At 33.9% G+C, this 24,513-nt stretch carries 16 protein-coding genes; 9 read left to right on the top strand and 7 right to left on the bottom strand.

Translation table 11 applies throughout. The annotated features are described in order from the left end of the window. The first annotated feature begins 135 nt into the window (after nucleotides 1–135). From ACHRVX_RS12515 to ACHRVX_RS12525, 3 genes are all read left to right on the top strand, one after another. Complete coding sequence (locus tag ACHRVX_RS12515) at nucleotides 136–5,226, top strand: translocation/assembly module TamB domain-containing protein (RefSeq protein WP_395332652.1); 5,091 nt, start codon at nucleotides 136–138, stop codon at nucleotides 5,224–5,226. Next, the gene (locus ACHRVX_RS12520; protein WP_395332655.1) at nucleotides 5,210–7,528 is read left to right on the top strand and encodes a BamA/TamA family outer membrane protein; all 2,319 of its coding nucleotides are present in this window, start codon (nucleotides 5,210–5,212) and stop codon (nucleotides 7,526–7,528) included. Before ACHRVX_RS12515 ends, ACHRVX_RS12520 begins: the two co-directional genes overlap by 17 nt. 181 nt (nucleotides 7,529–7,709) lie before the next feature. Further along, nucleotides 7,710–8,339 carry a DUF4230 domain-containing protein gene (locus ACHRVX_RS12525; protein WP_213302353.1) on the top strand — a complete coding sequence of 210 codons (630 nt, stop codon included), beginning with the start codon at nucleotides 7,710–7,712 and terminating at the stop codon, nucleotides 8,337–8,339. 259 nt (nucleotides 8,340–8,598) lie between these two features. Here the strand turns inward: ACHRVX_RS12525 and ACHRVX_RS12530 are convergent, their stop codons facing one another. Next, a complete protein-coding gene (locus ACHRVX_RS12530; RefSeq protein WP_395332657.1) occupies nucleotides 8,599–10,365 on the bottom strand; it encodes an aromatic amino acid hydroxylase in 1,767 nt (588 codons plus the stop codon). A gap of 240 nt (nucleotides 10,366–10,605) precedes the next feature. Here ACHRVX_RS12530 and ACHRVX_RS12535 point away from each other — a divergent pair, with 240 nt between their 5' ends. Then, entirely contained in the window at nucleotides 10,606–11,682 is a 1,077-nt protein-coding gene (locus ACHRVX_RS12535) for a DKNYY domain-containing protein (protein ID WP_395332659.1), read from the top strand. Between the two features lie 35 nt (nucleotides 11,683–11,717). Here the strand turns inward: ACHRVX_RS12535 and ACHRVX_RS12540 are convergent, their stop codons facing one another. Continuing rightward, nucleotides 11,718–12,101 carry a group III truncated hemoglobin gene (locus ACHRVX_RS12540; protein WP_395332661.1) on the bottom strand — a complete coding sequence of 128 codons (384 nt, stop codon included), beginning with the start codon at nucleotides 12,099–12,101 and terminating at the stop codon, nucleotides 11,718–11,720. Between the two features lie 382 nt (nucleotides 12,102–12,483). On the opposite strand from ACHRVX_RS12540, the gene ACHRVX_RS12545 reads away from it, so the two are divergent. After that, entirely contained in the window at nucleotides 12,484–14,631 is a 2,148-nt protein-coding gene (locus tag ACHRVX_RS12545; RefSeq protein WP_395332663.1) for an RICIN domain-containing protein, read from the top strand. Nucleotides 14,632–14,714: 83 nt separating this feature from the next. Here the strand turns inward: ACHRVX_RS12545 and ilvA are convergent, their stop codons facing one another. The 5 genes from ilvA to ACHRVX_RS12570 all read right to left on the bottom strand — a co-directional run bounded on the left by ilvA (nucleotide 14,715) and on the right by ACHRVX_RS12570 (nucleotide 20,831). Further along, complete coding sequence (gene ilvA, locus ACHRVX_RS12550) at nucleotides 14,715–15,959, bottom strand: threonine ammonia-lyase IlvA (protein ID WP_395332665.1); 1,245 nt, start codon at nucleotides 15,957–15,959, stop codon at nucleotides 14,715–14,717. A 448-nt stretch (nucleotides 15,960–16,407) separates the two neighbouring features. Then, on the bottom strand, nucleotides 16,408–16,947 hold the full coding sequence (locus ACHRVX_RS12555) for a DUF4136 domain-containing protein (RefSeq protein ID WP_395332667.1): 540 nt from the start codon (nucleotides 16,945–16,947) through the stop codon (nucleotides 16,408–16,410). Nucleotides 16,948–16,990: 43 nt separating this feature from the next. Next, on the bottom strand, nucleotides 16,991–18,967 hold the full coding sequence (locus tag ACHRVX_RS12560) for a urocanate hydratase (protein WP_395332669.1): 1,977 nt from the start codon (nucleotides 18,965–18,967) through the stop codon (nucleotides 16,991–16,993). Nucleotides 18,968–19,480: 513 nt separating this feature from the next. Continuing rightward, on the bottom strand, nucleotides 19,481–20,455 hold the full coding sequence (locus ACHRVX_RS12565) for a 2-hydroxyacid dehydrogenase (protein WP_395332671.1): 975 nt from the start codon (nucleotides 20,453–20,455) through the stop codon (nucleotides 19,481–19,483). Nucleotides 20,456–20,648: 193 nt separating this feature from the next. Then, nucleotides 20,649–20,831: a DUF5522 domain-containing protein gene (locus ACHRVX_RS12570; RefSeq protein WP_059115986.1), complete on the bottom strand. Its 183-nt coding sequence runs from the start codon at nucleotides 20,829–20,831 to the stop codon at nucleotides 20,649–20,651. A 114-nt stretch (nucleotides 20,832–20,945) separates the two neighbouring features. On the opposite strand from ACHRVX_RS12570, the gene ACHRVX_RS12575 reads away from it, so the two are divergent. The 4 genes from ACHRVX_RS12575 to hemL all read left to right on the top strand — a co-directional run bounded on the left by ACHRVX_RS12575 (nucleotide 20,946) and on the right by hemL (nucleotide 24,438). Beyond that, nucleotides 20,946–21,281, top strand: a complete 336-nt coding sequence (locus tag ACHRVX_RS12575) for a hypothetical protein (RefSeq protein ID WP_395332674.1) — start codon at nucleotides 20,946–20,948, stop codon at nucleotides 21,279–21,281. Between the two features lie 8 nt (nucleotides 21,282–21,289). After that, a complete protein-coding gene (locus ACHRVX_RS12580) occupies nucleotides 21,290–22,186 on the top strand; it encodes a 1-aminocyclopropane-1-carboxylate deaminase/D-cysteine desulfhydrase (protein WP_395332676.1) in 897 nt (298 codons plus the stop codon). After that, on the top strand, nucleotides 22,179–23,060 hold the full coding sequence (locus tag ACHRVX_RS12585) for a glucosaminidase domain-containing protein (protein WP_395332678.1): 882 nt from the start codon (nucleotides 22,179–22,181) through the stop codon (nucleotides 23,058–23,060). The genes ACHRVX_RS12580 and ACHRVX_RS12585 overlap by 8 nt, the downstream gene beginning before the upstream one ends. Nucleotides 23,061–23,151: 91 nt before the next feature. Beyond that, nucleotides 23,152–24,438, top strand: coding sequence for a glutamate-1-semialdehyde 2,1-aminomutase (gene hemL / locus ACHRVX_RS12590; protein WP_395332680.1), 1,287 nt, complete (start codon nucleotides 23,152–23,154; stop codon nucleotides 24,436–24,438). Nucleotides 24,439–24,513 lie beyond the last annotated feature (75 nt).

The raw sequence follows: 24,513 nt of genomic DNA on the forward strand, positions 1-24,513 counted from the left end.
TATTTGTTCGTGAAATTTTAGAATAATTGCACGTAATTATGTAAATTGTTACTCTTTAAAATTCTCAATTTTGTAGGCTGTATAAATATATCTTTATACTAACGCAACTTTAATTTAAACGTGTTTTATTGACGTATGAATAAAAAACAAATTCATTTTCTTAAAAAAACACTACGTATACTGCTTTGGTGCGTGGGTTCTATTATTGCACTTTTATTGCTTATAATAGTTTTAATTCAGGTTCCATCTATTCAAAATTACGCAAAGGATAAGGCGATAACCTATCTTCATAACAAGATAAAAACCAAAGTTTCCTTAGACCATATTTCTATTAAATTTCCTAAAGATGTAGTTCTTGAAGGTTTCTATTTTGAAGATCAAAAAAAAGATACTTTATTAGCAGGTAAACGTTTAGAAGTTGATGTTGATCTTTTTAAATTGATAAGCAGCGAATTAGAAATCAATTCCGTTTCACTTGAAAATGTAACGGCAAATATTTCCAGAAATAAAGACGGCGTTTTCAATTTCGATTATATCATAAAAGCTTTTGAATCAAAAGAACAAAAAGTAGAAGATCCGGATAGTAAACCTTTCAAAATATCTGTGGTAGATGTGAATCTTGACAATGTTAAATTCAATTTCAAGGATGATTTTGCGAAGAATGACATCAAAGTAAATCTGACACATTTTGACACAAAATTCAAGGAATTTGACCTGGATAAAATGAAATTTGATATTCCGAATATTAAATTAGACGGATTAAAACTAGTATTAGATCAGGATGTTGTACAAAAAATTGCCGAAGTTTCAGTAGAAACAGTCGACACTATTTCAAAACGAAAAGACTTCAATTTAAAATTGGGTAAAATCAGTTTGTCTAAAATTGATATCGCTTATGACAATAAAGATTCCAAATTAGATTCAGGAATAAAATTAGGCAATCTGGATTTATCCGTTAACAAAATTGATTTGAACAATCAGCTTTTGGATTTCGATACTTTCGAACTAAAAAATCTAAAAGGAAATCTACGATTAGGATCAAAAGACAAACAAATTAAAACTCCTGATTTAGATTCAACAGCAATTAAACAGGCAGGCTGGAAAGTAAAACTGAACGATGTTGACATGCAGGATATCGCTTTTAAATTTGATAATATGGACTCAAAACCTGTAGTAAAAGGAATTGATTACAGTCATCTTGATTTAAGTAATTTCAAATTACAAGCAGAGAAGTTATATTACGGAAACGATACTATTTCAGGAAATATAAAAGCATTAACGGCAAACGATAAAAGCGGGTTACAGATTCAGTCCTTAAAAACGAACTTTTTTTACGGACCTAAAAATGCTTATTTAAACGATTTATATTTAAAAACACCGCAAACTTTACTTCAAAATAAAGTCAAAGTTGCGTATGCTTCTATTAAGACGATTTCTAAAGATTTAGGCAATCTTTCGTTAGATGCGAACCTAAATCAATCCAAAATTGGCTTTAAGGACATCTTATTATTTGCGCCTGATTTACAAAACACAAATCCGTTTAAAAGTAATCCAAATGCAATTTTGTATTTGAATACACGCTTAAGCGGAAAAATAAAAGACCTTGATATTCCGCAATTCGAAATGAGCGGAATAGGAACGACCAGAGTTTCTCTTTCGGGAAAAATAAAAGGTTTGCCGGATGCTAAAAAAGCCTATTATGATGTTGATATCAAGAAACTGTCAAGTACGTCAAAAGATATATATTCGTTTATTCCCGCAGGAACAATTCCCAAAAACATTCAACTTCCTTCGCAATTAAATTTGCAGGGAAAATTTAAAGGTTCAGTTCAGAATTTCAAAACGAATCTGGCATTAAACAGTAGTTTTGGAAATGCGAAAGTTGATGGTTTATTTGATCAGCGCGTTAAGAAAAAAGAGAAATACGATGCAACAGTTTATTTGCTGGATTTTGATTTAGGAAAATTAATCAGAAATGATTCCATTGGAAAAATTACGCTTAAAGCGAAAGTTAAAGGAAATGGTTTAGATCCAAAAACGGCTCAGGCACAAGTTGACGGATTAGTTCAGAAAGCAGTTTTCAATAAATACACTTATAGAGATTTAGCCTTAAAAGGAAATATTGCAAACGGATCATTTGCTGTAAAATCAGGAATGAAAGATCCTAATTTGCATTTTGATCTTGTGGCAAGCGGTGATACAAAAGACAAATATCCATCGATAAAATTAAAATTAAACCTTGATATTGCCGATTTAGAAAAATTGAACCTTCATGCAGGTCCAATGAAATTACGCGGAAATATCGATGCAGATATTGCCAATAGTAATCCTGATTTTTTAAACGGAAAAGTGTTTCTATCAAATATTCAGGTTTTACAGGAAGCAGAGCCAATTGTTTTAGATTCGGTTCGTATAATTGCTTTCGCCGATAATAGCCGAAATAATATCAAAATCTCTTCTCAGTTTTTAAAAGCCGAAGTTGACGGAAAATACAAACTGACAACCTTAACATCGGCAATAAAAAAATCATTATCAAAATATATTGATTTAAAAAATCCAAAAGTAAATGGTGAAGCAGACGAACAAAGATTAGCCTTTACCGTAAAAATTGATAATGATCCGATACTTTTTAAACTGGTTCCTAAATTGACAGGTTTAGAACCTATAAATATTACCGGAAAATACAATAATGTAACAGATTCATTAGAGATAAAAGGTACAATCCCAAGAATTGTTTATGCCGAAAACACCATTGCCGACGGAAAAATAAATATCGAAGCTAAAGAAAATGCATTAGAATATATGGTTTCTGTGGCAACAATTGAAAGCGGATCTTTAAAAATACCGTTTACAAGTTTGTCAGGAAAAGTCGAAAATAATATTTTGACTTATGCCCTTGAAGTAAAAGATACCAAAGACAAACAACAATATTTTATTGCCGGGGAATTTAAAACGGAAGATTCTAAAAACATCTTTAAAATTGATGCGGAAAACTTTATCCTGAATTATGATAAATGGACAATTGATTCTGAAAATTCAGTTGAATTTGGAGGAAAAAGACTTTACATCAATAAATTTTATTTAGCAAATTCCGGTAACGAATTAAAAATTCAGTCACAAGGCGAGCAGGATAATGCGCCGTTACAAGTAGATTTTGTAAACTTCAAAATCGAAACCATTATGAACATTGTTAAAAAAGATAAACTTTTGATGCAAGGTTTAATTAATGGAAATGCAGTTGTTGAAAATGTAATGACGAAACCCACTTTTACATCTGATTTAAAAATAGATCAGTTTGCTTTTAGAGGTGAACCTGTTGGAGATATTGCGATAAAAGTTGATAATAAAACCAATAATTTGTTAGCTGCAAATGTTACACTTACCGGCGAAGGAAATGATATGAAACTGACCGGTAATTATAGAATGGACGATGGAAATCTTGATTTCAATTTAGATTTAAACAATCTGAATATGAAAAGTATTCAGGGTTTTACCATGGGAAATATTACCGATGGAACTGGAGCTTTAGACGGAAATTTTAAAATTACAGGAAATGCAAGTGCACCAAAAGTAAATGGGGAATTGAATTTTAAGGATGCAGGTTTCAGAGTAGCAAAATTAAACTCATTCTTTAAAACTCAGAATGAAAAAATCACGCTTCAAAATGACCTGATTACATTTAATAAATTTACTTTTCATGATGAAAATGATAATGAGTTAACCATCGACGGAACAATAAAATCAGCAGATTATACCAAGTTTGATTTTGGTTTAACCGTTGTTGCAGATGATTTTAGAGCCATACATTCTAAAGAAGCAGATAATGATTTGTTTTATGGCGATTTAATTTTAGACACTAAACTAAACATAAAAGGAACGCTTGAAAATCCTGTTATTGGCGGAAATATCAAAATAAACAAAGACACTAAATTTTCAGTTGTTTTACCACAATCAGATCCGTCAATTGCTGATCGTGAAGGTATTGTAGAGTTTGTTGATGAAGATAATATGTATCTGAAACAAACCATTGCAATGGAGAACAAACTGAATCAGTCGCAACTTGTTGGAATGGATGTGAGCGTTGAAATTTCTATTGATAAAGAAGCAGAATTAACGCTGGTAATCGATAAAGGAAATGGAGATTATTTAAATCTAAAAGGTGAAGCACAGCTTACAGGAGGAATTGATCCTTCCGGAAAAACGACTTTAACGGGTAAATACGAGTTTTCTGATGGGGCATATGAAATGAATTTCAACATGATCCGACGTAAATTTGACATTCAAAAGGGAAGTTCTATCATTTGGAATGGAGAACCTACAATGGCAAATTTAAATATTACGGCGATTTATAAAGTAGAAACGGCACCAATTGATTTATTAGGAAACCAATTGCCAACAGATAACCCAACCGTTAGAAATACGTATAAACAGAAAATTCCGTTCCAGACGTTATTAAAAATGAACGGGGAATTGTTGAAACCTGAAATAACTTTTGACATTATACTTCCTGACGGGAATTATGATGTTTCGACAGATGTGGTTTCGCTTACACAAACAAAACTGCAACAATTGCGACAAGAACCTGCAGAATTAAACAAACAGGTTTTTGCCCTTTTATTATTGAATAGATTTATTGGTGAAAACCCATTTGCAAGTGAAAGCGGCGGAACAAGTGCAGAATCTTTAGCAAGACAAAGTGTGAGTAAAATACTTTCGCAACAATTAAATGATCTTGCCGGAGAATTAATTACGGGCGTTCAGTTAGAATTTGATCTTGAATCTACAGATGATTATACAACGGGTACCAGAGAAAACAGAACTGATTTGAATGTTGGCGTTTCTAAAAAACTTTTAGACGACAGATTAAAAGTAACCGTAGGAAGCAGTTTTGCAGTCGAAGGTCAGGAACGCGCCAATGAAGAAAGCACCAATATTGCCGGAGACGTTGCGCTGGATTATCAACTTACAAAGGACGGACGTTATATGGTTCGCGCGTATCGAAAAAATGAATATCAGGTTGCGGTAGAAGGGCAGGTTGTTGAAACAGGAGTTGCCTTTATTATCACAATGAGTTACAATAAATTCAGAGAGCTTTTTCATCGTAGTGCAGCAGAAAAGGAAATGATTAAAGAAGAAAAACTACGCAAGGAAAAAAGAAAACAGAAAGAGAAAGAAGACAAAGAAAAAGATGAAAATCAAATTGAAGGAAATGAGCAAAAAACATAGCAATATCGAAACCAGATATATCCAATATTTTGCGATGCTGTCCTTGTTTTTTGTTTTTGGATGCAGCAATACAAAATATTTGCCAGAAGGAGATTTATTGTACACAGGCGGTTCTGTGACCATAAAAGATTCTATTATTAAAAAGAAAGACAGAAAAGAACTGGAGAAAGAACTCGAAGGATTATTGCGTCCTAAACCCAACAAACAAATATTAGGATTGCGTCCTAAATTATGGATTTATAATCTGGCAGGAGAACCCAAAAAGCAAAAAGGGATTCGATATTGGTTGCGCACTAAAGTAGGTGAAGAACCGGTTCTTTTCAGTAAAGTCGATTTAGATTATAACGCTTCGGTTTTAAGAAATTTCACAGAAAACCGTGGTTATTTTAAAACCCGTGTAAGTGCAGATTCAACCGTTAGAAATAAAAGGGTTACGGCAGAATATACAGTGATTCCTAAAAAACAATATATTATTACAAGTGTTACTTTTCCGGATGATTCTTTAAAAATGTCAAAAATAATTGCACGGTCAAGCCGAAGAAGCTTATTGAAAGTAGGCAAACCGTATGACTTGGATATTATAAAAGCAGAAAGAGAAAGAATAGACGCCAGACTTAAAGAACGCGGTTATTTTTACTTTAATCCGGACAATATTTTAGCACAGGTGGATAGCAGTAAAGGCGATCATGAAGTAAAAATAAGACTGGTAATAAAACCTGATACACCGCCAAAAGCGCTTACATCCTATAAAATCAATAAAATTATTGTATATCCAAATTTTACCGTTTCAAAAGACAGCGTTAAATATACCGAAAAGGATATTTTACAGTACAAGGATTTTACGATAATAGATACCGCAAATACTTTTAAACCAAGAGTTTTTGACAGAACAATCTATTTCAAAAAAGGCGATTTATACAGCCGTAAAGATCACAATCTGACTTTGAACCGTTTTGTAAATCTGGGAACTTTTAGCTTTGTGAAAAATGAATTTAAACTTTCAGACAGTATTCCGAATAGCTTGGATTCGTATTATTATTTAACGCTTTTGCCCAAGAAATTTATCAGGGTTGAGGTTTTGGGGAAAACGAATTCGGCGAGTTATACAGGTACAGAAGTAAATGTAAACTGGAACAACCGAAACTTATTTCGTGGTGCTGAATTGCTTACCGTTTCTGTTTTTGGTGGTGCCGATTTTCAGCTTTCAGGAGCAAATAACGGCAAGAATATTTATAAACTGGGAACCGAAACCAGTTTGACATGGCCAAGATTTATTATACCATTTTTTAAAGTTGCAGGTTCAAGCGAATTTATTCCCAGAACTAAAGCAACATTGCGATATGAATTTCAAAACAGAACACAATTATATGCGTTGAATTCTTTTAAAGGATCTTTTGGATACTTATGGAAAGAAAACATTCGTAAAGAGCATCAATTAAATGTGTTTGATGTTACCTATGTGAGTCCGAATAATGTTACCGCAGAATATCGTCAGGATATTCTGGAAGATGCTTCTTTGGGTAAAGTAATTGAAAAGCAATTGATTTTTGGTCCAACATATTCGTTTACGTATACCAATACAATGCAAAAGCGTAAAAAGAATACCTTCTATTTTAATGGTGAATTAGATTTAGCAGGAAACGTAACAGGTTTGATTACAGGTGCAAATGTAAAAAAGAACGATACGATTAAAATATTTGATGTTCCGTTTAGTCAGTTTGTAAAGTTGAAAGCCGATTTCAGGCATTATTTAAAATTGAGTAAGGAGAGTGAATGGGCGAGCAGAATTATTGTGGGTGCCGGACTTCCGTATGGAAATTCAGGTGCATTGCCAACATCAAAACAATTTGTTGTGGGAGGAACCAATAGTATTCGTGCCTTTAGAGCAAGATCACTCGGGCCCGGAAGTTATTTGAATACACAAACAACTAACAACTATTTACCGGATCAATCAGGAGATTTAAAACTGGAATTTAGTACAGAATATAGGGCAAAACTCTTCAGTATTGTTCGTGGTGCATTATTTGTTGATGCAGGAAATGTTTGGCTTTTAAACGCAGATCCCAATAAACCCGGCGGACAAATTACTAAAGATTTCATGAAAGATATTGCAGTAGGAGCCGGAGCAGGATTACGTTTTGATTTGTCTTTCCTGGTTTTAAGAACGGACTTGGCGTTCCCTTTAAGAAAGCCGTATTTGCCACAAGGCGAAAGATGGGTACTTAAAGATATTGATTTCGGAAGCGGACCATGGAGAAAAGATAACCTGATTTTAAATATTGCAATTGGTTATCCATTTTAGATTTTTACTAAGATTTTTTGCCACGAATTTCACGAATTAGCACGAATTTTAAAATTGATTTTTTTAAATTTAAATTCGTGAAATTGATCTGATATATGCAAACTTTGAATTAGTGAAAATTAGTGCAATTCGTGGCAGACTTTAATTCTCATTTTGTAAATTGGTCTAATAAAATAATAGAATGCAAAATTTAGTAAAGAGAATAATAGTTTTAGCTGCAATTGTACTTGTGATCGTTTTGGCTTTCAAATATTGTGAGTTCAAAAAAGAAGACGATTCTACAATCGATTATAACACCAATTTAATTCAGCAGCAAATCTTAAATGTGGGGAAATTGGTGGTCACCGAAGGACATTTTTCAGAAGTCATTACCTATAAAAATCAGCAGAAATATTTAATGGACATGGTTTCTTTCGAAAAGAAAGCCCTTGTTGTCGTAAATGCAAATGTTACCGTAGCTTACGATTTGCACAAAATGAAATACGATATCGATGAAAAAAATAAAACCATCACTATTTTAAATATCCCAAAAGAAGAAATTACAATTAATCCTGATATTCAGTTTTATGATGTAGAACAAAGCAAACTGAATCCGTTTACAGGAGACGATTACAACAAAATAAACAAATCAGTAAAAGCAAATCTTGCTAAGAAAATTGAAAAATCTACTCTAAAAACCAATGCCCAAAACAGATTAATTAGTGAATTGTCTAAAATCTTAATTTTGACAAATTCAATGGGTTGGAAATTACAATACGAAGGAAAAACAATAGAATCTGATAAGGATTTTAATGAGGATTTGAAGTTGTAGACGAGAGGCGCAAAGGTTCATGGAGGCAAAGGTTAAAAGGTTTTTTGAATTTTTGTCATTTCGAGGAACGAGAAATCGCACTAGTGAATCGACAAAGATTGGCGATCTCAATTGCGGAATTTCTATTGCGATTTCTCGTTCCTCGAAATGACAAGATTGCGGATCTTACCAGCTTAAAATCTGCCAAATCTGCGAGAAATAACTCAGTGTAAATCAGTTTAGACCAGTAAAATCCGTGGGCAAAAGAAAAATATATTTCTTAGCGGCTTAGCGGCAACGAGCTATTAAAAATCAAATCGAGACCACCGGCAATTAAATGCGCCACCTCAGCACGGTTAACTTTCAATTGATCCAGATAAACCAATACTTCCTGTAAAAGCTGTTCTTCGTTTGAATCCTTCAAAAGTTCAGTAATTTCAACCGAAAGTAACCAATCATTAGGATGATTTTCTTTTAGTTTTTTGAAAACAGCTTTCAGCTCAGCTTTAGAATCTTTATTTTCCCGAATCAATCGAACCGTTTGATAAAGAACTTCTAAATCGTCGCGTTCATCAGTGTGTTTTGATTTTATCGTAGTAGTTGTAGGAACTGAATTAATCAAATCAAAACTATTTACATCGGCTGGACCGGAAAAAGCAGAAACCACTTTTTTACCAATCGCCATATCATAATTTCCCCATTCAGGCTGAAACAAAATCGTTTCGCCATGACTTACGGTACAATTTCTAAAACTAATCAGGATAATCTCTCCGTGTAAGTTTCTGGAACCCGTAATAATTTCGCCTTCAACAATAATATTGCCTTCAAATTCCAGTTTAACCGTTTCATTTTCAACAATACTATAAGCCTGCAAATCCTTTGGACTCATGTCTTCTATGGCTAAATTAAATCCTTTCAGTTTCCCAATCGGACTTCCGAATCCTTCCGGATGCGTTAAAGTACCGTGACCAACCAATTCTTTTTCACGGTAGGATAAAGCTGTTTTTCCTGTAGTCTGAATGTAAAGAGGTTTTCCTTCCTCTTCAATAACATTAGTAAAAACGCCTGAAATTTGTAAACCTGTACTCAATTCAATTGTTCCTAAAGCATTCGAATGAATCAGTTTCTGGATGCCCGAAAGTCCGCCAGTACGTAAAGCCATTTTATTGGCAAATTCTTCTAATATCAAACTTAAATACGAGAAATTGGGCGTTACATAAAGTTGCGGTTGTAGCTGTGTAATATCAAAATTTTGATTTGCAGCTGATATGTCATACGGGATTTTCTTCACGTTATCTGTCATGCACCAGGCACTTTCTCCAATAGATGAAAGTAATCCTGCGCCATATATTTTTGGGTTTTCAACAGTTCCAATCAAGCCATATTCAACCGTCCACCAATGCAGATTTCGAATTTGAGCCATTTCAGACAATTCACCCATATTATTTTGTAAATCGGCAACGGCTTTTTCGGCTTCGTCTATTTTTTCCTGTGGCGTATCTTCGGCTTCTTTCAAAATAGAAAGTAAACGAATCGCTTCATACATTTGATAATCTTTATGTGACGAAATCGCTTTGCATCCAATTTCGCCAAATCGGCGTAAATATTCAGCATATTCTGGATTTGCAATAATAGGAGCGTGTCCGGCGCCTTCATGAATAATATCCGGTGCAGGAGTATATTCAATATGTTCTAATTGACGAATATCTGAAGCAATAACCAAAACATTATATGCCTGAAATTCCATAAATGCATTTGGCGGAATAAACCCGTCAACCGCAACTGCAGCCCAGCCAATTTCGGTCAGGATTCTATTCATGCCATACATACTTGGTATAGCATCTATTTCGATGCCTGTTTTGCGCAAACCGTCTAAATACGAACTATGAGCTACTTTCGATAAATAATCTACATTTTTACGCATTACATAACGCCAAACCGCTTGATTTATAGGAGTGTAATCGCTATAATCCTGAGGTTTAATAAATTGCTTTAAATGTTTAGGCAATCGCTCTAATAACGGATTTGTTTCAATACTTGCATTCATTTCGAAAACGTTGTAGATTAAGAATGTAAAATTACGAATTTAGAGTACTAAAATAATTTTTTTTAGTATAGATTTTTAATAATAAGATCGTTTTATTACACAATCTTTAATTAATCGCTTCTATATCAAAACTCAAATAGGTGTTTTTTCCTTTCTGATTTTTTCTAAAGATATGTTTCCCGCAATACAATAAAATAAGTTAGTTTTACAAATACTATCATTTGAATTCTATAGATAATCATGACAACTTTTTTAATCGTTTCTGCAATAATTATTTTGATTTTTTTAGGGATCAGACATTTTTTCTTTAAAATAGGAGATCCCGTAAATCTAAAACTATCCAATTCTTATTTTCATCATTATAGAAAAAATGGTATTGTATATTCACCAATGGGAAACTGGTTTGAGTTGGGTTATTTTGAATCTGATGCAGATGTGGAAAGTTTTCAGCCTATAAATGAAAGTTTTGGAAAAGATAAACATAATATTTTCTGGAAAGGAAAAAAGCAATCTGTTGATTATAATACTTTTGAAATAGATGATTTACAAATTATTAAAGACAAAAATCACGTCTACCATTTGAATGGTAAAAATTTTGATTTACTGGAAATAATCACTGATGCAGATCCAAAAACATATCAATTGTTAGATCCGTCAATTCAGGATTACAGACGCAACAATTGGTTTAAAGATGCTAAATTTGTTTATTATAAGAATAAAAAAATTCAGGGAGATCCGGAAACTTTCAAACCTTTAAATGACACAATTGCAATCGATGCTCATTTTATTTACGCTATTATTAGTTACAGAGGCGAAGGAACCGAAGCGTGTGAGGTTGATGAAGTAATTCAAAAACACAAAATGATCGAAGGCGAAATTCATCCTGTAAATGAAACATACGTTCAGATTGGTAATTCGGTTGTTTCTGCTTTTACATCATCCGAATTTGAAATCCATACTTTCGACTTCATTAAAACAAGCAAAGCAATTGATTATTGGAAAATAATTGTCGATAATGTTTTGATTAGCAAAGGAGTTGTATATCCTGAAGTTGATGCGGAAAGTTTTGAAGTATTAGACCGTGATTTCTCAAAAGATAAAAACAACATTTACTACAATTGTCAAACAATCGTTGGCGCAGATTATTCCAGCTTCACAATTCTTTCAGATGAATATTCTAAAGATGCAAAAAATGTTTATTTTCAAAATGCCATTCTAAAAGGAGCAAATCCCGAAGAATTTAAATCAACCAATGAATATGGAGTTTGGGAAGATGGAAAGAACAAATTTAAAAATGGACAGTTATATCATTCCTAAAGTTTTTTCTTCGCTATCTCGGTTTCTGGCAACTTTTAATGATTTTCAGGATTTCTGAAATACTCAATTTTATAATTAAACATATACGCCATATTTGCTGCACGAACTTTAGCTTCTTCGGCTAATTTTCCAACAAATAATCCATCAACAGTTGCAGTGAAAATTTCCATCCAGCGATCAAAATGAGATTGATTAGTAGGTAAATGTTTGTGTGGAGGAAAAGGAGTTCCGGAATAAGTATGGACTTCTAACAAGATAGTTTGCCAAAAGCGATACATTTTTTCTAAATGTTCAGGCCATCTTCCTACTATTCTTTCATTGAATATGGGACCAATTAAATCATCTTTTTGCACTTTATCGTAAAATGTATTTACTAAAAGTTTAATATCGTCCAGATTAGAAATATCCTGAAGAGCCATGTTTTTCCTGTTTTAAATCAATTACAAAAGTACAATTTAACAAGCCTTTTATTTACTGATATTTATCATTTCCTGTTTATTCATTCTTTTCTGCTTAAGTTTTTAAAATGCGATATTACTAGTAAAGTCCCAATAAAGATGTTTTTAAAATTACTACAAAAATGGTGTAAGATTTTTATTGGTTTTTTAATTTTAAAATTGTGTAAATCAACTAGTTAAAAAATAATCAGATAAGTTTTTGTAAAGGTAAAATTTTAAAATGATGTGTATTTGTAAAGTTAAAAAAATATGAATTTAATTAAATTTACTATAATATTGATGTGAATTAATAATATTAATCTTAAAAAATAAGAAAAATTTAATTATTAAAAACTCAGTAAAAATGAAAAACACTACCCAAAAACTACCTTATTTAATGAATTTAAAAATAATGATGTTTGTTGTTATTTTAATTTCATCTACTATTATGATGAATGCTCAAACGGTTAGTCCGTGGATTACGAGCGGAGATCAAACGAAATTACTGCAGCAACAATCTACTGTAAGCTTTGCGGCAAATTCAGGAACTAATGCCTCCACTATTACAGTTAATGCAGGAACAACGTATCAAACTATGGACGGATTTGGTTATACACTAACCGAAGGAAGTTGCGAAGTAATTAGCGGAATGGCTGCCACACAGCAAAACCAATTACTAAATGATTTGTATAATCCTGTTACAGGTTTAAACGCAAATGTAGTTCGTATTAGTATTGCAGCTTCTGATTTGAGCAGTTCTTCATACAGTTATAACGAAACTTCGGGAGATGTAAATATGAATAACTTTAGCTTGAACGGACCTGATTTGACGTATTTAATTCCGATCATTAAAAAGATTTTGCTTATTAATCCGAATATAAAAATACTTGCAACTCCGTGGTCAGCGCCAAGATGGATGAAAACCAATAACTCGTGGGTTGGCGGAAGTTTACAAACACAATATTATGCGGCTTATGCCAGGTATTTTGTAAAATATTTTGCAGCAATGCAGGCGCAGGGAATTTCGATCTGGGGAATCACACCTCAAAACGAACCTGAAAATCCAAATAACGAACCAAGTATGTTAATGAATTCGACAGAACAAAAGAATTTTATTAATCAGCAACTTGGTCCACAAATGGCATCGGCAGGTTACGGAAATATAAAAATCATAGCTTTTGATCATAATTGTGATAATACAGCGTACCCAATTGATGTGTTAAACAATAGCAGTTATGTTGATGGTGCAGCGTTTCATTTGTATTTAGGAAATATTTCGGCCATGTCAACCGTTCGAAATGCAACAAACAAAAATGTTTATTTTACAGAACAATACACAGGATCGGGCGGAAGCTTTGGCGGAGATTTTGGCTGGCATATGCAAAACGTTGTTATTGGCAGTACTAACAACTGGGCAAAAACAGTTTTAGAATGGAACGCAGCAAATAATTCAAGCCTTGGACCACGAACTCCTGGCGGATGCAATACTTGTTTAGGCGCAATTACGGTAAACAATAGTACAAGTTATACTAAAAATGTTGCCTATTATATTATTGGGCAAATCTCAAAATTTGTAAAACCTGGTGCTTTAAGAGTTTCATCATCAAGTACAAACGGAAGTATTGTTTCGGCAGGATTTAAAAACCCTGACGGATCGATTGCACTTGTAATTTACAATTCCGGAGGGGCAAATACAATCAAAGTGGTTTCAGGATCATCAGCGTTTAATTATGCAGTTCCGGCATCTTCTGCCGTAACATTTACATGGGGCGCAGGATCACCTCCGGTAACGGGTTTACCCGGATATTATAATATCATTTCAAGAAACAGTAATAAAGGATTAGATGTTGCAGATAATGCTACTGTAAGCGGAGGCAGAATCCAACAGTATGATATTACCAATGGCGGAGGAAATAACCAACGCTGGAAGTTTGTTGCTGACGGAAGTGGCAATTATTACATTATTGTAAAATCGACAGGAATGTACTTAGCAACGGAGAATAATAGTACTGCCGATGGAATAAAAGTGCAGCAAAGAACAGCGTCAACATCAAATGAATTTAAGTGGACAGTTACAAGTCTTGGTGGAGGTTACTACAAAATCATCAATGTAAACAGCGGAAAATCATTAGATGTTGAAAATGTTTCGACAGCAAACGGCGCAAATCTTCAGGTTTGGTCGTATACAGGCGGTTTAAATCAACAATGGCAATTGGTTCAGGTTGAAGCTTCGGCAGCTAAGAAAGTTGCGACAGAAGAAGTAAATGCTGACTCTGATTTTTCTCTTTATATCAATTCAACGAATGATTATTTAAAAATCAACACGCCAAATTCAGGTTCCGGTCAGGTTGAAGTGTATTCTGTTACAGGTCAAAGCGTTTTAAAAAGGAGCGTTGATTTTGTAAACGGAAATGAAGCAGAAATAGAAATTTCTAAATTACCAAAAGGAATGTATGTTGTAAAAGTTAATGATAGTAAAGCATCTTATTCAAAAAAAGTGCTGAAGCAATAATTAAAAAGTCGGAAATTTAATTAGTAATTTTATTTTTGATTTTAAAAGGCTGTCTGATTTCAATTCAGGCAGCCTTTTTGGTTTTATCCTATTAATTGCGTGAACAAATCCTGATTATCATTTAAGTAGTGAAACTCAAAACCATATTTGGTCATGTTCAATTTAATTGCCTTAATGTCTTTTTTCTTTTTCAATTCCAGACCAACGACTACAGAACCTACTTCACGGCTGTTTTTTTTCGCAAACTGAAAATAAGTGATATCGTCATCCGGGCCTAATATATTATTTACAAATTCCTTTAAAGCACCCGGACGCTGTGGAAACTGAATCATAAAATAATGCATCAAACCTTCATAAAGTAAAGAACGTTCCTTTATTTCGGCGGTTCTTTCTATGTCATTATTGCTTCCGCTGACAACGCAAACCACTGTTTTTCCTTTTATTTCTTCCTTATAAAAATCTAAAGCAGCAATTGTCAAAGCTCCGGCAGGTTCCACCACCATTGCTTCTTCATTGTACAAACGCAAAATTGTAGTGCAGACTTTTCCTTCGGGAACCAAAATTATATCATCTAAATTTTGACGGCAGATTTCAAAAGTTTTATCACCAACTTGTTTTACGGCAGCGCCATCAACAAATTTATCGATTGTAGTTAAAGCCGTATTTTTATTTTCTGTAATAGAGGTTTTCATCGAAGGAGCGCCTTTTGGCTCAACGCCAATAATCTTTGTATTGGGACTCAAATGTTTAAAAACCTCGGACAATCCCGAAGCTAATCCGCCACCGCCAATTGGTACAAAAACGTAATCTATAGGTTTTTTATAGCTTTCCAGAATTTCAAGTCCTACAGTTCCCTGACCCGCAATTACTTTTTCATCATCAAAAGGATGAATAAAGATTTTGTGATTTTTAATTGCATCGGCCGTTGCCGAAGCATAAGCATCATCAAAAGTATCTCCGATAAGTACAATCTCAACAAATGATTTCCCAAATAACTGAACTTGTTTTACTTTTTGTTTCGGAGTGGTTTTTGGCATATAAATTTTGCCTTTTATCTGCAAAAGGTGACAAGAATAGGCGACACCTTGCGCATGATTTCCGGCACTGGCGCACACGATTCCAATTGCTTTTTCTTTTTCGTTCAACGAAGAAATCTTGTTGTAAGCGCCTCTGATTTTATACGACCGCACAATTTGTAAATCTTCCCGTTTCAATAAAATAGTCGATTGAAACTCGTCCGAAAGATTTAAATTTTGCGTGAGGGGAGTAGCGGCAACTACATTTTCAAGTTGCTTTTGAGCAGCAAGTACTTCGTTAAATAAATTCATTTTGTTTTGTTTTTTGTTTTTGCCACAGATTAAAATAATTCAAAAGATTTTTTAATCTGTGTGAATCTGGCGAAAAAAAATGCCTGGCAATATTCGATGTTACATTTTTTTTGCCACGAATTACACAAATTTTCTCTAATTTTTATTTGCTTGACGCTAAAATATTAATTCGTGCTAATTTGTGTAATTCTTGGCTATTTTAAAATTTCATTACATAAAAAAACCTCCCGATTTGGGAGGTTTAATAAATTGTATATTGTTTACTTATTTATATAATACCTCGCCATTATTGCTGAATTGCAATAATATTAATAGAGATAATAATGATATTTAAGTTTTTCATTTCAGAAATTTGAATCGCAAATATATTAATTATTTCACGAAATATTCAGCATTTATTAGTTTTTGTAAAAAACTGAAAACTGTCACTGAAAACTGCGACTAAAAATTACTTTTTAACCGGCGGATATTGCGCTAAAACTTTTGATACAATTTCTTTTACTTTCGCATCTTTTTTATCGATGTTTTTAGTTAAAGTTCCAACTCCTTCACCTTGCCAGATCATTTCTTTCTTTTTAGCATCGATTAAATCAATGAATAAAGTTCCTTCGGTAGATGTTGATACAGTAGTTTGGTTTCCGCCATACATCATGTAAGGATTCCATCCCCAACCCCAACCATATCCCCAGCCGGCGCTAAATTGGTTTACATTAACCTGTTCTCTTGATTTTGTAAAAATATTTACTAATAAATCAGGATTGTCGCTTTTTGTAAAACCTTTGGCTTGCATTTCTTCCTCTATTGCATGCAGGATTCTTCTTTTATCCAAATCAGAAATTTCGACCTTATCTATTCCCGGCTTAAAAAAAGCATAGGTTTTATAAGGGGCAAAGTCTACGTTTTTATCGTAATCAGAATAAACACTAACAGTGCTGCAGGAGGCTAATATTAAAAGCAAAAAAACGGGTACTAATTTGAATGTTTTCATATATTTAAGGATTTATGTTTTTTAAATAAATACGAAACTTTCCCTAAAATAGATTTTCATCTACGATATTAGGTAAAGTAACTTTTAATAAAGGCTGAACTTCCATTGCTCTTTTTATCGCAAAAATTGCTTCGTCATTTCTGGCCCAGCTTCGTCTTGAAATTCCGTTGTTCACATCCCAAAAAAGCATTGATGCTAAACGTTTTGAAGCCTCTTCAGAACCATCAAGAACCATACCAAAGCCACCATTTATAACCTCTCCCCAGCCCACTCCGCCGCCGTTATGAATTGAAACCCAGGTTGCACCTCTAAAGCTGTCTCCAATTACGTTTTGGATCGCCATATCAGCCGTAAAACGAGAACCGTCGTAGATATTAGAAGTTTCTCTGTAAGGAGAATCGGTTCCTGAAACATCATGATGATCGCGCCCTAAAACAACAGTTCCAATTTCGCCTTTGGCAATCGCCTGATTAAAAGCTTCGGCAATTTTAATTCTTCCTTCAGCATCGGCATAAAGAATTCTTGCCTGAGAACCCACTACCAGTTTGTTTTCCTGCGCACCTTTTATCCATTTGATATTATCCTGCATTTGCTGCTGAATTTCATTTGGAGAAGTTTTTGCTAACTCTTCTAGAACCTGACTTGCAATAGTATCTGTTTTTTGCAAATCTTCCGGTTTACCAGAGGTACAAACCCATCTAAAAGGTCCAAAACCGTAATCAAAACACATTGGTCCCATAATATCCTGAACGTAACTCGGATATTTAAAATCGATATTATTTTCTGCCATTACATCTGCTCCGGCACGAGAAGCTTCAAGCAAAAAAGCATTGCCGTAATCAAAAAAGTACGTTCCTTTTTCAGTATGTTTGTTAATTGCTCTGGCTTGTCTGCGCAACGATTCCTGTACTTTTTCCTTGAATACATCAGGATTATTCGCCATCATTTCATTGGCTTCTTCAAACGAAATTCCAACCGGATAATATCCTCCGGCCCACGGATTATGAAGCGAAGTCTGATCTGAACCTAAATCAATATTGATATTTTCTTTATCGAAACATTCCCAAACATCCACCACATTTCCTAAATAAGCAATCGAAACGACTTCTTTATTAGCTTTCGCCGAATTGACTCTCTTAACCAATTCTTCTGTTGAGGTTACGATTTCATTTATCCAGCCTTGTTCGTGACGAATTTTAGTAATTTTAGGGTTTACTTCGGCGCAGACCGTAATACAACCCGCAATATTTCCGGCTTTTGGCTGTGCACCGGACATTCCGCCAAGTCCTGAAGTCACAAAAAGATTTCCCTCAGGATTTAGTTTTATTTTTCTGAAACCATTCAAAACGGTGATTGTTGTTCCGTGTACAATTCCCTGTGGACCAATATACATATAACTTCCCGCCGTCATTTGCCCGTATTGAGAAACCCCAAGCGCATTCATTTTTTCCCAATCATCCGGTTTGGAGTAATTCGGGATTACCATTCCGTTGGTAACCACAACTCTTGGTGCTTCAGCATGCGAGGGGAATAATCCCATCGGATGTCCTGAATACATCGTCAACGTTTGCTCATTTGTCATTTCAGACAAATATTGCATGGTCAATAAATACTGTGCCCAGTTCTGGAAAACAGCGCCGTTTCCGCCATACGTAATCAACTCATGCGGATGTTGCGCCACAGCATAATCCAGATTGTTCTGGATCATATGCATAATCGCTTTTGCCTGTATTGATTTCCCGGGATATTCGTCGATTGGTCGTGCGTACATTCGGTAATCAGGACGCAGGCGATACATGTAAATACGGCCGTAAGTTTCTAATTCTTCGGTAAATTCTTTGATTAATTCGGCGTGATGTTTGGCTTCAAAATAACGCAAAGCATTTTTTAGAGCCAGTTTTTTTTCTTCTGCCGAAAGAATATCTTTTCGTTTTGGCGCGTGGTTAATGGCTAAATCATAGTCTTTTTTTGGAGGTAATATCGAGGGAATTCCTTCTTGTATTTGTTCTTTGAAAGTCATTTTTTTAGAGATGCTAAGTTGCTAAAATTCTAAGACGCTAAGGTATTTTAGTTAGATTAACAACAGATTAATTTTTTGTTTTTTTATTATGTCACTCCGCTGGAGCTCAAATTTTAGATTGTTGATTTTTGTAGAACGTAAAATTCAACATCTGAAATTATTATGTTTAATTAGATCGCTCCACTGGAGCTCAAAGCCATGAGAATGTTTTATTCTATAAATATGCCACTCCTAACGGAGTTTTTTTAGCCTTGGAAAGGAGTAATATTTATAGAAAACAATACGCGTCATTTCATAAAAACTCCTGAGGAGCGATATATAAATCGTTTCAAAATAATTATCTAATTAGCACATTCACTAATTTGACACATTCTCTGATAAAACTAAGGATAACGAATATCCGACCTGTGATACGATTTGTGGATCGTAATCTTAAATTTTCTTGAACGGATATCCATATAATTATTTTAGATTTTAGAATTCAGATTTTAGATTGGAATTTGGAATTTGATTTTAAATATAAACCTCATCATTAACACAAAACGGCATTTTTTTATTTTCAGAAAGTGCTATTATATTTTGTGCGGCACAAACTGCCATTCCGTTTCTGGCTTCGTAAGTTGCTGAACCAATATGTGGCAAAATACAACAATTTGGCAATGATATTAACGGATTATCTTGTTTCATTGGTTCCGGATTTGTAACGTCAAGTCCCGCGCCCCAAATAATATCATTTGTTAAGGCATAAAACAAATCAGCTTCATTATGGAATTTTCCTCTTGCTGTATTAATGAAAATCGCATTGCTTTTCATTTTTGCAAAAGTATATTTATTGAAAAGTTCTTTATTTTCTTCACTGAAATTAGCATGAATACTCAAAACATCACTTTGCGCAAGTAATGTTTCAAAATTGACAAACTGAGCATCAAGTTCTTTTTCGGCACTTACATTATGAGAGCGATTGTGGTAAATAATATTCATTCCAAAGGCAGCTTTGCATTTTTTTGCCATTTCAAAACCAATTCTTCCTAAACCAAATATCCCCAGTGTTTTGCCGTAAAGTTCCTGTCCTAAATTTTCTAATGCATTAAAAGATTCCCATTTTCCGTCTATAATTTTTTTATGATTAAAAAATGACTTTCTGGCAACGCTTTGCATCAATAAAAAAGCAAGATCTGATGTTGCTCTGTTTAGAACATCGGGCGTATTTCCAACAGGTATTTTCCTGCTGTTAGCCGATGGAATATTTACAGAATCAAATCCTACAGAAAATAAAGCAATGCCTTTTATATTAGGACATTGCTCAAAAAAATCTTCATCCAGATTATTGGCTCCAACGTTCAGGAGAGCATCATTTTGCTGACAAATTTGTATAAACTCATTTCTTGATAATACATTTTCCGTGGGGTTTATGGTAAGATCAATGCCTTTTTCCTGAAGCAATAAAATGCCGGCTTCAGGTATATTTTTATTTATAAAAACCTTCATTTTGTATTGTTTTTTGATCTGTCGGGTAATTTGTAAAAAAATTAAACACATAGAAACATAGATTTTTTATGCTTTAAAAGATTGCAAAAAAGAACTAGTTTCTTTCACATAGCTATGTGTATTTTGATAAAGTGAAACGCCTTTTTACATTCCTATTGGCTATGTTCCTATGTGTTAAAATAATTGCGTAATGTTATAACGGTTTGTTTATTCGTCCTGTTTTTTTATCAAACCCGTACGGGCAATGGCGGCAGCCGCTTTTGCAGCAATAACCTCGTTTTAAATGGTGTTTTTCAGTAAAGCATTTATAACCTTCGGGCGTATAGTAAAAATCTTCGCCTTCGATTAATTTATTTTCATTACTTTGCTCTTTCATAAATCTGCATTGGGTTGATGTTCCAGTTTTCTTAAAATCAAAATGAATTAAATTGATTGTGATTTTAATGAAATCGAACAATTTTTATCTACAAATTTATAAATTTTACAGCTAATGTTTCTGATTGTTGCTAAATATTTAATTCCGAAAGGATATCGCGGAATGACCGTGTTTCCATTTGTGATTTTAAAATATGATGGAGATAAAGGGAATCCTATTTTTATCAATCATGAAAAAATTCATTTGCGGCAACAAGTAGAATTATTGATTTTTCCGTTTTATTTTTTCTATTTTTCAGAATATATAATCAGGTTAATTCAATACAAAAACAAAGATTTGGCATACCAGAATATAAGTTTTGAAAGAGAAGCTTATGCCAATGAAACCAATTTACATTATTTGAAAAACCGCCGTTTATTTGGCTTTTTGAATTACATAATTTTAAAATAAAACAGATTTTGAATCAGGAAATTCATATCAGCTTTCCCAATGACATTTCATTGACAATAAAAAGAGAGGACTTAAATCATCCCTTTATTTCAGGGAATAAATTGAGGAAATTAAAATACAATTTACTTCAGGCAAAAGCCGAAAATAAAGAAACTCTGTTAACTTTTGGCGGTGCTTTTTCCAATCATATTGCCGCGGTGGCGCATGCAGGGAAAGAGCAGGGTTTTAAAACGATTGGCATTATTAGGGGCGATGAACTTTTTGATAAAATAAATGAAAATCCAACATTAAAATTCGCTCAGGAAAACGGAATGCAGTTTGAATTTGTGACGAGAGAGGAATATCGGAATAAAAGTGAAATTGCTTTTATAGAGAAATTAAAGGATAAGTTTGGCGACTTTTATTTAGTGCCTGAAGGCGGAACAAATGAACTTGCGGTAAAAGGATGTGAAGAGATTTTGACTGATGAAGATACTGTGTTTAATTACGTTTGTTGCGCGGTTGGAACGGGCGGAACAATTTCAGGATTAATCAACAGTGCCTTGCCACATCAGAAAATTTTAGGGTTTCCGGCGTTAAAAGGTGACTTTTTAACCGATGAAATTCGTATTTTTGCAAAAAAAGATAACTGGAATTTAATTTCTGACTATCATTTTGGAGGTTACGGAAAGATAAATTTAGAATTAATTGAATTTATCAATGCTTTTTTTGAAGATAATAAAATACCCTTAGATCCAATTTATACAGGAAAGATGGTTTTTGGCGTTATAGATCTAATACATAAAAACTATTTTCCTCAACATTCAAAGATATTACTACTTCATACCGGCGGATTGCAGGGTATTGAAGGGATGAATATAAAATTGATGCAGAAAAAATTACCAATACTCAAAAGCAATGGTTAAAAAAATAATAGCATTCTTAATATTGGCAACTATAGTAGGTTGTTCTTCCAGTAAACCAGCAATTGCGACGACCAGAAAAGCAGCAGCGGTTCAGAAACCAAGAGTGGCAGCGACCAAAAAGCAAACTCCTGTAAAACCGACTGTTAAAAGTTATCCTTCTACAAATGTAAATACAGAGGTTATTCAATCAACTTCAAAAACTGTTGTAACCAGCGATTTAATCAATAATTATGTATTGCAATTTAAAGATATTGCAATGGGAAATATGACTAAATATGGTATTCCGGCGAGTATTATTCTGGCACAGGGAATTTTAGAATCAGGCGCGGGAAGAGGTGATTTAGCGATTGAAGCAAACAATCATTTCGGCATTAAATGTCATAACGACTGGCTTGGAGAAAGTGTTCGCCATGACGATGATTCGGCTCAGGAATGTTTTAGAAAATATCCTTTAGCGGCAGAATCTTACAGGGATCACGCTTTGTTTTTGGTTGGAAAAAAGAGATACGCAACTTTGTTTACTTACGAAAAAGACGATTATAAATCCTGGGCAAAAGGTTTAAGAGCTGCGGGTTATGCCACAGATCCTAATTATCCGGATAAATTAATTAGTTATATCGAGCGTTACAATCTGCATCAATATGATTGCCAGGTGACGGGAAGAAATTACAAGCCTTTTGAGAAATCAACTCCGTCAAAAAGTTCTTCAAATTCAAATGCTAATTCAAACGATCCTAATTTATACGAAGTACAACAAGGCGATACGTTATATTCGATTTCAAAAAAATTCAACGTATTAGTTGATGACTTAAAACGAAAAAATAATCTTTCAGACAATGCAATTTCTATCGGGCAGCGATTGAAAGTGAAATAAGTTTTTTTAGTTTTCAGTCTCAGAGGCAGTTTTTCAGTTTTAAAATTAATCTGTCCCGATAGCTATCGGGACTAAAATCTAAAATCAAAAAATGATCTATAAAAGAAGTAGTCAGCTTTTTGCTGAAGCAGAAAAAGTAATTCCGGGAGGCGTAAATTCACCAGTAAGAGCCTTTAAAGCGGTTGGGGGAACTCCTATTTTTGTAAAAAGTGCCCAAGGTGCTTATTTATATGATGAAGATGGAAATAAGCTTATAGATTATATTAATTCCTGGGGGCCAATGGTTTTAGGTCATGCGTATCAGCCTGTTGTTGATGCGGTGATTGAAAAAGCAAAATTGGGAACTTCATTTGGAATGCCAACAGAACTGGAAACTCAAATTGCAGCTTTAGCGGTTTCAATGGTTCCGAATATTGATAAAATAAGATTTGTAAATTCAGGTACAGAAGCGTGTATGAGTGCGATTCGTCTGGCTCGCGGATTTACAAAAAGAGATAAAATAATAAAATTTGCAGGTTGTTACCACGGTCATTCGGATTCATTTTTGATTCAGGCAGGAAGTGGGGCAGTAACTTTTGGATCTCCAAATAGTCCAGGCGTTACAGAAGGAACTGCAAAAGATACTTTACTGGCAAAATACAATGATTTAGAGAATGTAAAAACTTTAATCGAAGCTAATAAAAACGAAATTGCAGCTATTATTATTGAACCGGTTGCCGGAAATATGGGATGTATTCCGCCTCAGGAAGGTTTCTTGCAAGGTTTAAGAGATTTATGTACTGCAAACGGAATTTTACTGATTTTTGATGAGGTAATGACAGGTTTCCGTTTAGCTCGCGGTGGCGTTCAGGAATTGTATAATATCAATGCTGATATTGTAACTTTCGGTAAAGTAATTGGCGGAGGTTTACCGGTTGGTGCTTTTGCTGCACGCGAAGAAATCATGAATCATCTGGCGCCGCTTGGTCCGGTTTATCAGGCAGGAACATTATCAGGAAACCCGTTAGCAATGGCGGCAGGATTAGCAATGTTGCAATCTCTTGATAATGATCGCGCTATTTTTACTCGTTTAGAAGAAAAAACGGCTTATTTAGAAGCTGGAATTGATGCTGTTTTAAAAGCAAATAATGTTGCTTTTACAATCAATAGAGTGGGTTCTATGATTTCGGTACATTTTGATGCGAATCCGGTTGTTGATTTTCAAACTGCTGCAAAAGGAGACAATGAAACGTTTAAGAAATTCTTTCATGGTTTATTAAACGAAGGTATTTATATTGCACCATCTGCTTATGAAACCTGGTTTATTACGGATGCATTATCTTATGAAGATTTAGATTTTACGATTAAAGCAATTGATAAGGTTTCAAAAACATTTTAATCTTAGAAAATAAAATATATTTTTCAATTTAGGGTCCGGCTTCTTTATTAAAGCCGGACCTTTTTCATTATTGGA

The organism is Flavobacterium sp. FlaQc-47, from assembly GCF_044006475.1.
GTDB lineage: Bacteria > Bacteroidota > Bacteroidia > Flavobacteriales > Flavobacteriaceae > Flavobacterium.